Annotated in this window: 9 protein-coding genes and 1 tRNA gene; 5 read left to right on the forward strand and 5 right to left on the reverse strand. The window is 44.3% G+C overall.

Going from position 1 to position 13,498, the window contains the following annotated elements:
- Positions 1-172: 172 nt before the first annotated feature.
- Both AMBT_RS13375 and smrA read left to right on the forward strand, forming a co-directional pair.
- Positions 173-247: transfer RNA gene (locus AMBT_RS13375), tRNA-Arg, on the forward strand.
- Between the two features lie 484 nt (positions 248-731).
- Positions 732-1,322, forward strand: a complete 591-nt coding sequence (gene smrA, locus AMBT_RS13380; RefSeq protein WP_013785165.1) for a DNA endonuclease SmrA — start codon at positions 732-734, stop codon at positions 1,320-1,322.
- Positions 1,323-1,413: 91 nt separating this feature from the next.
- Here the strand turns inward: smrA and AMBT_RS22710 are convergent, their stop codons facing one another.
- Together AMBT_RS22710 and purL are read right to left on the reverse strand one after the other, a co-directional pair.
- Entirely contained in the window at positions 1,414-1,554 is a 141-nt protein-coding gene (locus AMBT_RS22710) for a hypothetical protein (RefSeq protein WP_013785166.1), read from the reverse strand.
- A gap of 235 nt (positions 1,555-1,789) precedes the next feature.
- Entirely contained in the window at positions 1,790-5,689 is a 3,900-nt protein-coding gene (gene purL / locus AMBT_RS13385; RefSeq protein ID WP_013785167.1) for a phosphoribosylformylglycinamidine synthase, read from the reverse strand.
- Positions 5,690-5,865: 176 nt separating this feature from the next.
- Here purL and mltF point away from each other — a divergent pair, with 176 nt between their 5' ends.
- On the forward strand, positions 5,866-7,233 hold the full coding sequence (mltF, locus tag AMBT_RS13390; protein WP_013785168.1) for a membrane-bound lytic murein transglycosylase MltF: 1,368 nt from the start codon (positions 5,866-5,868) through the stop codon (positions 7,231-7,233).
- A gap of 284 nt (positions 7,234-7,517) precedes the next feature.
- On the opposite strand, the gene tadA is transcribed toward mltF, so the two are convergent.
- Positions 7,518-8,060 carry a tRNA adenosine(34) deaminase TadA gene (gene tadA / locus AMBT_RS13395; RefSeq protein WP_013785169.1) on the reverse strand — a complete coding sequence of 181 codons (543 nt, stop codon included), beginning with the start codon at positions 8,058-8,060 and terminating at the stop codon, positions 7,518-7,520.
- Between the two features lie 390 nt (positions 8,061-8,450).
- On the opposite strand from tadA, the gene AMBT_RS13400 reads away from it, so the two are divergent.
- Positions 8,451-8,684: a hypothetical protein gene (locus AMBT_RS13400; protein ID WP_013785170.1), complete on the forward strand. Its 234-nt coding sequence runs from the start codon at positions 8,451-8,453 to the stop codon at positions 8,682-8,684.
- A gap of 93 nt (positions 8,685-8,777) precedes the next feature.
- Here the strand turns inward: AMBT_RS13400 and AMBT_RS13405 are convergent, their stop codons facing one another.
- Positions 8,778-10,745 carry a monovalent cation:proton antiporter family protein gene (locus AMBT_RS13405; RefSeq protein WP_013785171.1) on the reverse strand — a complete coding sequence of 656 codons (1,968 nt, stop codon included), beginning with the start codon at positions 10,743-10,745 and terminating at the stop codon, positions 8,778-8,780.
- A 262-nt stretch (positions 10,746-11,007) separates the two neighbouring features.
- Here AMBT_RS13405 and AMBT_RS13410 point away from each other — a divergent pair, with 262 nt between their 5' ends.
- Entirely contained in the window at positions 11,008-11,907 is a 900-nt protein-coding gene (locus AMBT_RS13410; RefSeq protein ID WP_013785172.1) for a GGDEF domain-containing protein, read from the forward strand.
- A gap of 275 nt (positions 11,908-12,182) precedes the next feature.
- Here AMBT_RS13410 and tilS read toward each other — a convergent pair whose 3' ends face one another.
- Complete coding sequence (gene tilS, locus AMBT_RS13415) at positions 12,183-13,496, reverse strand: tRNA lysidine(34) synthetase TilS (protein ID WP_013785173.1); 1,314 nt, start codon at positions 13,494-13,496, stop codon at positions 12,183-12,185.
- Between the last annotated feature and the right edge of the window lie 2 nt (positions 13,497-13,498).

The following is a 13,498-nucleotide window of genomic DNA, read 5'->3' on the forward strand; positions in this document are numbered from 1 at the left end:
TTTTTTATTTAGAGAGCTGCGAAACTCACCGCTTACAACGTCTAATTATTCTATACAACGAACAAGCAGGTAAATGTTAAACCTATACCAAGGAAACCTTCGGCACCTCATTGATTAATCAAAAGGTTTCGTATTTAACGGAACTACGTATAATAGTTTATCACAACGTTAGGTCCCCATAGTTTAATGGATAAAACAAGGCCCTCCTAAGGCTTAGATGTTGGTTCGATTCCAGCTGGGGACGCCATCTTGGCTAACTCCGACTTCAGTAGTTAGCAAGATTAATCGTGTTGCGTTCAGCCTTTCCTGGAGTTATTCCCCATAAGTTATTCCCCATAAGCTACCTAACTAGGTATCTAAAATGTCGTTCCATAATAAGCAACTGAGGCTCTATCGCCATGCCCTAGTGTGATCATTCTCCTCCCCCTTCCAACAAAATCTAGCACCTAGACCTTGTTGATTTAAGCCACTTCCGCTAATAGTAACCCATCGCTAAAGTTGCTACGTATAAGATTCATTCGCTAACAATGCAAACAACGACCTCGACTTCAGCTTTTAAAATGATGCGATATTAGGATCAGCCCATGAAATATGAGCGTAGAAAATCAAACAAACAGCCCCATATTCATTTCTTAGTAAGACAGTGCTCACTCAGGCCAACGTTATAAAGTAGTATTGGCGTAGCGAATACATTCATGGCAGTAACGCTTCGCTGAGTGTGGGAGAAAATTATGACTGATATTGAAACCAATGATGATTTACATTCATTCTTTGCAGAGATGCAAGATGTAAAACCTATTAAACCTTCAAACAAAGCATTGCTGCATGATACAGAGAATGCGATAGCTGAAAAAAAGCGGCGTGCTGCGCGTCAACGCAGTGAACGGGAAAAGCTGAAAAGCCCGCTAAGCTTAGAAGGGATAACACCGGTAAAGCCTGACGATTTCATTTTGTTCCAACAACCGGGTATTCAAGATGGTGTGTTCAAAAAATTACGCATGGGTAAATACCCATTAGAAGAAACCCTTTCTCTCAGTGGCATGACGATTGAGCAAAGTAGAGATGCACTATACAAAGCGATAACCGACTCACATAAACGGGGTGTAAGGGCATTATTGATTAAGCACGGCAAGGGCGAAGAGAGTAAACCTTTTCCTGCTTACAAGAAAAGCTTTGTTAATCACTGGTTGCTTGAGTTAGAAGAGGTCATTGCCTACCACACAGCGCAGCCTATGCACGGTGGGTTTGCAGCTACGTATGTATTGTTGAAGAAACATCCCGATCAGAAATTGATCAACAGAGAGAAAAATAGAAAAGGCTAATAGCGCAAGATAGGTAAAATGAATTGGTAAAGCTGAGTGATTAACGCCAGTATCTGAACACAGATACTGGCGTTAGAATTTCACTTTCAGACTACTTAACTGAAGACTGCACAACTAGCGTTGAAGTAACGTCGGCAGATTTAGCTGAACTGCTGAAAACAGCAGTAACAAACATCAGCACAACCGCTATGGCTACTCCGGTTAAGCCAAACCCTTTTGATGAACGATTCATTCGTCGTCTCTTGTTATCAACACCAACAATATTTTTTGTTGGTACAACCCTTAAAACAAACTCCTGTAACCTGTCTGCAATCCCTGCATTGCACTACAATAGATCAGTGACTTATCGAAGACAAGCCCTCAGTACAATTTTTTGACACTTTGCCAATCTATTGACACGCTTTACGCTCATTTAAGTAAAAAGTAGAGATAAGAACATCTTACCTCTACTAAGCTTAAGCGCGTTTTTATCCTACAAAACGACGGGCATTTCTAAAGATGCGCATCCACGCACCATCTTCTTGCCAATCGTCTGGACGCCATGAGTTTGCCACCGCTCTGAACACGCGCTCAGGGTGCGGCATCATTATGGTGCTTCGTCCATCACTAGAGGTTAGCCCAGTGATACCTTCAGGCGAACCATTCGGGTTAGCTGGGTATTGCATAGTAGGTTGGCCGTAGTTATCAACATAACGAAGTGCCACTTGCGATGCTACAGACGAAAGCGCGCTGTCGCTTGCAAACTCTGCTTGCCCTTCACCGTGTGATACAGCAATTGGCATGCGTGAACCGGCCATGTCTTGCAACAACACAGAGGCAGATTTAGTCACTTCTACCATGGCTACACGGGCTTCGAAACGTGCCGATTGGTTAGCAACAAAGTGCGGCCAATGTTCAGTACCAGGAATAAGTGACTTCAAGTTAGACAGCATTTGGCAACCGTTACAAACCCCTAAACTAAAGGTACTGTTACGGTCGAAGAAGGCAGCGAATTGATCCCGTGCAAGCTCGTTGAACAAGATTGATTTCGCCCACCCTTCACCGGCTCCAAGTACATCACCGTAAGAAAAACCACCACAAGCAGCTAAACCGGCGAAGTCATCAAGAGTGACTTTACCGGCTAAGATATCGCTCATGTGTACATCAACAGCGTTAAAACCAGCGCGATTAAATGCAGCAGCCATTTCAAGGTGCGAGTTTACGCCTTGTTCACGTAAGATGGCGACTTTAGGCTGCACACCTTTCGCGATATATGGCGCAGCAATATCTTCATTTACGTTATAGGTTAGCGCAGCATGTAAACCTGGATCGGCAGCATCTTGCTTAGCGGCATGTTCTTGTTCAGCACATACTGGGTTATCGCGAAGTTTTTGCATTGCCAAAGTGGTTTGGGCCCACGTGGTACGCATGGCTACGCGGCTATCGTTTAGCACTGCCACGTTGTCACGGGTAAATTCAATGGTGTCGGTGGTATTTAACGTACCGATGTAATGACTAATATCCGTTAAATCGAAAGACGCGAGTACCGCATTAATCTCCTCTATGTCTTTGTCTAACACTTGAAGTACGCCACCAAGCTCTTCGTTAAACAACACAGATAAGTCTGAACTCGCTTCTGAACCTGAAATGCCGTCTAGCGCAACACTTACACCGGTTTTACCGGCAAAGGCCATTTCAGCTACCGTGGTGAATAGTCCACCATCAGAACGGTCGTGGTAAGCCACTACCAGTTGTTTCTCTATTAGCGTTTGTACCGCATTGAAGAAGGCTTTCAAACGTTGCGCACAAACCACATCTGCAGGAGCATCACCTAATTGCTCGTACACTTGTGAAAGACAACTCGCGCCAAGGCGGTTTTTGCCTTCACCTAAATCGATGAGTAATAGTTGGCTGTCACCCTTATCGGTGCGAAGCTCTGGTGTGACCGTTTTACGAATATCTTTTACTGCACCGAAAGCAGAAATCACTAACGATAACGGTGATGTTACCGCTTTATCTTCGCCTTCCTCTTGCCATGCAGTTTTCATCGACATGGAGTCTTTGCCTACCGGAATGGTTAATCCCAATTCAGGACAAAGCTCTTCACCCACGGCCTTTACCGCTTCATACAACCCAGCGTCTTCACCAGGGTGACCTGCCGCTGCCATCCAGTTTGCTGAAAGCTTAATACGGGTTAAATCGCCAATGTTCGCTGCGGCAATATTGGTTAACGCTTCACCTACGGCTAAACGCGCTGACGCACCATGAGATAACAAGGCAACGGGGGTTCTTTCACCCATCGCCATGGCTTCACCGTGGTAGGTATCAAAAGCAGTGGCGGTAACCGCCACATCGGCTACAGGTACTTGCCAAGGGCCAACCATTTGATCTCGGTTAACCAAACCTGTTACCGAGCGATCGCCAATAGTAATAAGGAAAGTTTTTTCCGCCACAGTAGGTAGCGACAATATACGTGATGCCGCATCGGCCAATGTAATGTCGCTTTCATTAAAGCTTGTGGTTTCTAATGGTTTACTTGTCACATCGCGATGCATTTTAGGCGGTTTGCCAAGTAACACATCAAGGGGCATGTCTATAGGCTGGTTATCGAATTGGCTGTCGTTTACATTCAATTCTTGTTCAGCAGTGGCTTCCCCTACTACAACGTAAGGTGCGCGTTCACGGGCGCAAATCGCCTCAAACACCGGCATGTTTTCTGGTGCTACTGACATCACGTAACGTTCTTGTGATTCGTTACACCATAATTCTAGTGGTGTCATACCTGGTTCGTCAGATAATACATTACGCAGTTCAAACTTACCGCCACGTCCGCCATCGTTAACTAATTCAGGCAGCGCGTTCGATAAACCACCCGCGCCCACATCGTGAATAAACTGGATAGGATTGTTATCACCTAACTGCCAGCACGCATCAATAACTTCTTGGCAACGACGCTCCATTTCTGGGTTTTCACGCTGTACCGAAGCAAAGTCTAAATCTTCATTTGACTGACCTGATGCCATGGAAGAAGCTGCGCCCCCACCAAGGCCAATGTTCATTGCAGGGCCGCCAAGTACGATAAGTTTGGCACCTACGGTAATTTCGCCTTTTTCAATATGCTCACGGCGAATATTACCTAAGCCACCAGCAAGCATAATAGGCTTGTGGTAACCACGTACTTCAACGCCATTAAAGCTATTCACTTCTTGCTCGTAGGTACGGAAATAACCAAGCAAATTCGGACGACCAAATTCATTATTAAATGCAGCGCCACCTAGTGGGCCATCTAGCATAATATCTAACGCGCTCACGATACGTTGTGGTTTACCGTAGTCTTTTTCCCACGGCTGTTCTAACCCTGGAATACGTAAGTTAGACACACTAAAACCACCCAAACCTGCTTTTGGCTTAGAACCACGACCGGTAGCACCTTCATCACGAATTTCACCACCTGAGCCTGTTGCCGCACCTGGGAAAGGTGAAATAGCGGTTGGGTGGTTATGGGTTTCTACCTTCATCAGAATATCGATATTCTCATGATGGTATTCATATTGATGAGTTTGTGGGTTCGGGAAGAAACGCCCTGCTTCCCATCCAGACATAACAGCAGCGTTGTCTTTATAGGCCGAATAAACATGATCGGGTAACACTTCAAATGTGTTCTTGATCATTTTGAACAAGGATTTTTCTTGCTCTTGACCGTCGATGGTCCAACTGGCGTTGAAAATCTTATGGCGGCAATGTTCAGAGTTCGCTTGCGCAAACATGTAAAGCTCTACGTCGGTAGGATTGCGCGCCAAACGCGTAAAGCTTTCGAATAAATACTCTATTTCATCATCAGCCAGTGCTAAACCAAGTTGAATATTGGCATCCACAAGCGCTTGCTTGCCATCTTCGAGTATCGCTACTGATGTAAAGGTTTTCGCCTTAGTATGTGCAAACAATACTTCTGCCGCTGCTGTATCAGGAAAAACAGTTTCCGTCATGCGATCATGCAAGTGGGCAGCAAGAAGACTATAGTCAGCATCGCTAAGCGGTTGCGCTGCTTCTATATAAAAAGCACAGCCTCGCTCTATACGATTAATCGTGTTCAGACTACAATTGTTTGCGATATCAGTTGCTTTGGTAGACCAAGGAGAGATGGTGCCTGGTCGGGGTGTTACCACGAAGAGATTGCCAGTTGGCGTTTGGGTTTGTCGGGCAGGCCCGTAGGTAAGCAGCTTTTTAAGTATTTCTAATTGCTGCTGCGAGAGTTCACCTTCTGAATCGATAAGGTGAATATATTCGCTATATAGGTTTTTCACCTTAATGCCGGATTGACCCAGCTTTGCAATCAGTTTAGTTTGGTGAAACTCTGATAGTGCGGGAGCGCCTCGAAGGACCAACATATTGCTTTACCTGGTTGTTCAGAAACAACGACCATCAATGGGACGCGTTGCCTCTGTAATTGATGAATATTTCGGCGCGGATTATAGAGGATTTATGTTCTATTGGTAACCTTCAACATAGGCTATGTTGCAGTTTTTTTTCTCAAAACCCAATTTACAACAATAAGAAAAGGTTTATGCCGTTACAACAATACAAAAAGCGATTAAAAACAACTTTTTTTATCGCATTATGCTTTTTCGCTTCAAGTTGTGGCTCTCCTACCGTTCCGAACGCTCTGTTGTCATTAATTGAGCGCGGTTCAATAAAGGTAGGCACGCTTTATGGCGCGGCGACTTATTATAATGGCGCCGAAGGTCCGCAAGGTTTTGAATATGAATTACTTGCCGGCTTTTCAGATTATGTCGGGGTAACGCTCGACTTATATCCTTTCTACAGTTACGACGCGATGCTAGAGCAACTTGCTGAAGGCAACCTAGATATTGTGGCCACAGGTGACGCGGTTACCGATGCCTTACTGATGCGCTTCACCTATGGTCCTGCATATCAAACTGTTGCGCAACACTTGGTATACCGCGCGGGCACCACACGACCTCGAGAACTTGATAGCCTTGTCGACCCTGTTGTAGCAGTGTCGGGAAGCAGTCAAGCGCAGCTACTTGCAGTATTAAACGGCGCTAGTGAATCCCTGTTAGTCACCACAGAAGATTCTGATGCCGAGGAACTGCTACAAAAAGTGGCTACAGGTGAAATTGCCTATACCCTTGCAGATAGTAACCGTCTTGCGCTGCAACGAAGACGACACCCTAATTTGGCCGTAGGCCTAACCGTACGAGAAGAAATGCCAATGGCATGGGCGCTAAACCCTGAATTAGATGATTCTATTAAAGCCGCCATTATTGAATATTTTGGTACCGTGCATCAATCAGGGTGGTTTACCGTATTAGAAGAAAAGTATTTTGGTCACATTAGGCAATTTGACTACGTAGACAGCCGTGCATTTAATCAATCCGCCGAGTCGCTGTTAAAAGATTACAAAAGTATGTTTCAGCAATATGCAGGTGATTTGGATTGGCGCCTATTAGCCGCAATGAGTTATCAAGAAAGCCACTGGGATCCTGATGCAATCTCTCGTACTGGCGTTCGCGGTTTAATGATGCTGACCATGGACACGGCTAATGACTGGGATGTTGAAGATCGTACCGACGCAGAACAAAGTATTCGCGGTGGCTCTCGCTACTTCGCCAGCTTATTAGGACGAATTCCTGCAAGAATTGGCGACCCGGATAGAACTTGGATGGCAATGGCGGCGTATAACCTTGGCCTAGGTCATTTAGAAGATGCCCGAATTCTTACAGAGCGTCAGGGCGGCAATCCAGATTTGTGGGTAGATGTAAAACAACGGCTTCCACAGCTAAGGCAAAAGAAGTACTACAGAACAACACGTTATGGGTACGCTCGGGGCGATGAAGCGCTTCAGTATGTAGACAATATTCGCCGATATTACGACAGTCTTCTTTGGCTAGATGAACAAGGAAGAATTTAGCTGGCGCCATATTGAATTTTGTCATTATGATGTCATCTAAGATAAGTAATATCGAATGTAACTGGCCTTTTCGGCTAGCTAAGGCATAAGTGCAGAAACGATGAAATGAGAATATGCCTTATTCAATTTCCCAATTTGTATTAACAAGGAGGGCAAAATGAAAAGAAACAAATTATTTAGGAAAGGAATAAAATTGAAAAATAATAATAGACGTAGAGTGATGCTAAAAAGAATGCATCAAAAAGTACTACAACGCCGCAAACTGTTTGTCACCAGTGAGATGTTTACTCAGTTGACCCGCAATTCTTAAGCGCCGCTTGTTTGGCTTTTTTATCTAGTTTTATCTGCGCTCGACGACGTTTAAAAAATGCTGAAATCTTATCAGCACAGTCGTCGGCCAACACCCCTGATATGACATCTACCTGATGATTGAGTGATGGATGGTTCAAAATATTCATCTCTGACCCTGCCGCCCCAGTCTTAGCATCGCTGGCACCATATACCACTCGCTTAATTCTGGCGTGAACCAACATTCCTGCGCACATTGAACATGGCTCTAAAGTGACATAAAGCGTGGCATCGGTAGTACGGTAGTTTTGTAAGTGCTTTGCCGCCATTCTTACCGCATTCATTTCTGCGTGAGCGGAAGGATCGCTATCTGTGATAGGCGTATTCCACCCTTCACCAATTAATTCACCATTGTGTACAACACAAGCCCCTACCGGCACCTCTCCCATTGCTTCTGCTTTATCCGCTAGGCTAAGGGCGTGCTGCATCCACTTTGTATGCTTTACCATGCGTTTAGAGTTGTTAATTTCGTCATTCATTCGTTAATTTAACTAATTTTTTGTGAATTAGATTTTCACCAACATAATCCAATTAATAGAAATTACTATAAACAATTGATTTATAGTTAATTTATAACAATGGCAGCCATCTTGCTATCTTTGTTATAGACATACTTGCGAATTACAGAGTGATAACGTAAATACAAACTTGTCCATCGGCTTATTCTATATGAAGTAGCTCAAAAGCTTTAATGTACAGTTACGTATTTATTTACACTTTTTTCCCAAAAAGCGTATTTATAAGCGCTATAGTAACGAAAAAAGTGGGTTTAGCGTAGTCGCTTTGTAAGCTTGGCTTGTAGGAAAGAATACAATTTTTCACCTACACTGAGTGCAGAACAATTCAAAACAAACTGAAGGGAAAGTTCCATGAATATGACCGCCATTGCTATTGTTGCTATTATCGCTTGGGCTATTGTGAGCATCACAGACTCAGTAAAAACAAAAAAGTCGAATAAAGTATCTGACAAGGCATCGAAAGCTTATGAAGCCGAAATCGCATCACTCAAAGAACGGGTTTCTGTGCTTGAAAAAATTGTAACCGATGAAAAATACGACCTGAAAAAACAGTTTGCCGACTTGGAAAAAGACAAAGTTGCATAGGCTTTTTGTAAAACGCTTTTCCTAAGTGCCTTTTTGAAAGCGTGTTCGTACTTCGAATTTTTATCAGAACGGTCTAAAGCATTCTGTTGTCGGCTAGCTGCCTTCCAGTAGTTTTCTCTCAGCGCGTTCTACGCGCCGAGGTTTGCCGGCAATAACCAGCACATCATGGGGTTGCAACACAGCTTCATGGTCGGGATCTTTTACCTCGGTGCCATTTCTTCTTAATCCCCGTACACGAACCCGCATTTTGGCAAAGTCGATATCTTTAATTTTGCTTCCCATGCATGCAGCATGTTCTGAAAGCACCACAGCGTGTATGAATTCGAGTTTATCCTCAGTGCCGTAGCTAATTTCAGTCGTTTCCCCTGGGTAGAATCCATGCAAGTGATCGTAGCGTCCTTTTCGTTCCGCGCGAACACGCTTTAAGATTCGAGACATGGGCACACCGGCGTAATGCAGTACTTGAGAAATAAGCATCAAACTACCTTCTTGCAACTCGGGTACGACTTGATTTGCCCCCGCAGAATATAAACCATCTAACTGATAGTCTCGCTTAGTTCGCACCATAACATCTGCGGTGTTATCTATTTGATGGGTGCCACTAATAACTTGTTTTGCTTTATCAGGTTGGTCAAAGGTGACTAAGATAAGCTTTGCTTTTTCAACATTGGCGCTACTAAGAATGTCTTTTTTACTGGCATCGCCAAACAGCACTGGCTCACCAGCGTTCCTACTTTCATGCACACGAACTGGGTCCATATCAATCGCTATAAATGCAATGCCTTCCATCTTCAGCATGCGAGCTACCGATTGCCCCACCCTGCCAAAGCCACAAATCACAACATGGTTGGTTAAATCGTTATCCACTATTAACGTATTGTGCGCATTGTCTTCACTCTTATTGGCCACAATACGCTTTGCAAATACCAAACTGTTGTTCATTAACCAAGGCGTTAGCGCCATGCTCAATACCCCCATGCTCACAATGAGAGAAGATTGCCCAGTGGTAAGCACACCATAAGTGGTCGCCAATGCAGCAATAACGAAACTAAACTCGCCAATTTGACATAACTTAATACCCGCCGACCATGCATCCAGAGGATTAGTTTTCACAAACGCAGCGGCCATTCTTACCATAAGAATTTTGATAATCATCAGCCCAACAACGCCAAGAACAATGGTAAAGAAGTTACTCCACAGCACATTTATATCGAGCTGCATGCCAACGGTAACGAAAAACAATCCCATTAAAATATCGCGAAAGGGGCGAATATCGGCTTCAAGTTGGTATTTGTATTGGCTCTCCCCTAGCATCATTCCCGCAAGGAAAGCCCCTAGCGCCATCGATAACCCAAAGTAATAGGTTAGGCCGCCAGCCAATAGCGCGATTAAAATTGTGGTAAGAACAAAGAGCTCATCGGTGCGGGTTTTGGCTATTTCTCTAAAGACCCAAGGCAACACCCACTTGCCTACCGACATTAAAAACGCGATGACAAATATACCTTTTAACAAGGCTTCACCTAAGGCAAACGCAATGCTCACCTCGCCGCTTTGAGCAAGCAAGGGAATAGCAATAAGGAATGGAACAACGGCAAGGTCTTGAAATAGCAGAATACTAACAGCCAGCTGGGTTCTTCTGTTATTGAGAATACCCATTTCAGTTGCTTGTTTGATGACTATAGCGGTAGAGCTTAGTGCCAGCGCTCCACCAATAATAATGGAAGCTTTGATAGGTAACCCGAATAAATAAGGAATGCTGGTAAATACAGCGGTGGTCAGCAGCATTTGACCACCCCCAACGCCAAATACTAATGAGCGCATGGCCACTAGCTTTGGTAGGGAAAATTCCAGCCCTAGTGAGAAGAGCAAAAAAACGATGCCGGTTTCAGCCAGCAAATGCATTTCTTGAGGGTGAGCGAAAAGCGCAAAGAGCTGTGGGCCCGCTAATATACCTGCAAATAAATACGCTAAAATTGGCGGTAAATGGATGCGCTTAAAAATAGCCACACTACAAACGGCAATAAACATTAACGCGATCACGTTCAAAAAACCGGCACTCACTTCACATCTCCCTACCGTTAATTTGAGGCTTTAATGTTCCGCGCTGGTTAAAACTTACGCACATCTAAATTAAAATACGACTGAACATCAAAGTATTACAGCAGCCCTAGCGACCCTACATTTTTAATAGCCTATATCGCAAAGCAATATTGCAGGAATTGGCATTAAGCTTGCTAATACCTACTAACAAATTAGCATAAGCGGCAAATTTTGACACTTTCCACTTATGTATATTTTTCCGTATTGCTAAAGGGGCATTTCCGTGGATTTCTCTACTACTATCTACGATAGCACACAACATGACAATTTTTATCCTCCTGCTAGCACGGGTCAGGCGTTATCTGCCAGTGAAATAACCTCCTTCATCAGCGAGATTTTGTCTACGTTGGAATTGGAAAAGCTTGGTGAAATTTACTTTCGCCAATTGAATGGTTTTTTCTCATTGACCGGTTTAAGCTTATCGGATTTAGACACCCGTTGGGTATACGGAAATGCCAAACTATCGTCAACACTTGTGGCGATACCATTGCCAGGTGTTACCTCTCAGGAAGGTAAACCCGCAACTGCGCATTATTATTTCGCAGTACCGCTTTCCCTTTCTGAACGTAATGCACTAGAGCAACTTCATGAACTATTTGCTAAACAAGTCGCTCAAGCACAATCTTTTTTACGCCTACACCAGATGACGACTAAAGACGTGCTAACTGGCTTGGGGAATCGCTCAGGCTTCGATCAGGCACTAATACGTCAGTTAGGATGGGCTCAGCGTCACGAGGAAGGCTTTTCATTGCTTGTCATAGACTTAGATAATTTCAAATCGGTTAATGACAGCCACGGTCACCGAGAAGGTGATAACGTTTTAGTCCATGTAGCGTCTCAGTTACAACAAGTACTAAGAGATGAAGATGAAGCATTTCGATTTGGTGGCGACGAGTTCTGCTGCCTTTTAGATTGCCAAACACAATTTCAGTTAGAATGTGCCGCATCGCGTATTCAGCTTAGTATCAACCAATCAAGTTACTTAAGACGCATGAATGTATCGTGCAGTTTAGGTGGCGCTATTTACCGTGAGGGTGACGATACCGGTAAGCTTTTTGACCGCGCCGATGCTGCGTTATACAAAGTGAAGCAATCTGGTAAAAATAACTACTTAGCCGCTTAACCCCCTCGGTCACACAAGTTTAGTGAATCAAGTATCCTGCGTAGCGTTTTTAGCAATGTTGGCGGAAATTAGCGACAGTGCTTCAGTAAAAATAACGATAGTACCACAGTGGTTATCGTAGCGTAGAGACGACGCTTTTTACGTATATTAGGTATAATAAATATATCTAAGTAAATAAGCATGTTTTGGCACGGCTGCCATGAAGTCACAGCTTACTTTTGCCCACTGGCAAATATTTGCCTACTCCGACACCTTATTACTCACAAAGATAGACTTTAGTCTACACCCACTATTTCAACAGCTAACGTCGGTGGCATGGTTTCCAAGATAACGACTTTTCGATTTACTACCAGCGCCACCGCCTCTTCATCTAAAAAGAGTAGAGGCACTTCGGCTCTCTCCCACGTAGGGACTTTCCATTGCTTAAACCAATCTTTAAGTAACTTCGATACCTGTGCACTTTTGGGTTTTACGCGAAGCCCCTTCACGCCAGTTTTAATCATTACTGCGCCCAATGCGTTATGGACCACCCTTAATGTTAGTGGTTCTCTCAACCAATACAGTTCGGTGTCGACACTATCTGTTATGTCCATGGCTTGCGGTACTTGAGTGTTGCGCTTTGATAGCCAGTATAGGTCATTATTGAACCTGGCGAGCTTGCCCCAAGAAAACGACACTTCAGGCGCAGCATCTTGTTTCGCCATTAGCATATTTTCTATTTGCATTAGTTGCGCTTGAGAGGGAAGCAACGCTGATTGTTTTGAAAACCATTGGCGCAATACGGCTCGTTGCCAGTTTTTAGATAAGGTAAGCAGCTCTGCGCCTTTTAACTGAGTATCTGTCACTAAGCACTGACTAAGATATATTTCAGCCTGCTCTGTTACTAAGGCCGTTTGCTCTGCACATAGCTGGGCACTTCTTAGTGCAGTATTGGATAATTGAGGCCATCGCTCAGATAACGCAGGGATAATCTGATTGCGGAGGAAATTACGATCGTAGCGATCATCGGCATTTGACTCATCATTGACCCACTGCAAATCAAGGCGATTCGCGGCATCAACAATATCGCTTTTCTGAAGTGCTAACATGGGACGAAGGGTAAGTACCCCATTTCGCCATTGTTGCGCTCCCATGCCTGACAACCCTTGTGGCCCCGCACCGCGCTTTAACTGCAACAGTACAGTTTCTAGTTGATCTTCAGCGTGTTGTCCTAATAAGAGTACCCCATTGTGGGTATGGCAAAACTCATGAAGCACTTTATAGCGTGCATCTCTGGCTTCAGCTTCAAGACTCTTACGAGCGCCATTATCAACGGCAACGTGGTAATGCGTAAGCGGAATCGATAATTTGTCGCATTCAGATTGGCAGTGGCGTAACCACGTATCGGCATTATTGCTCAACCCATGATGTATATGAACGGCATGCACTGGTGTAGAAGTTTGCTTGCGAAAGACATGCAAGGCGTGAAGTAATAAAGAGGAGTCCACCCCTCCGCTGTAAGCAACAACGAGAAGAGGTGGCGCTCTAAATGAAGTATCAGCAAGTGCTGCGGTGATAGACTCGCAGATGTGATTTACAATCTCACTCACTT

This window comes from Alteromonas naphthalenivorans (genome assembly GCF_000213655.1).
Lineage (GTDB): Bacteria > Pseudomonadota > Gammaproteobacteria > Enterobacterales > Alteromonadaceae > Alteromonas > Alteromonas naphthalenivorans.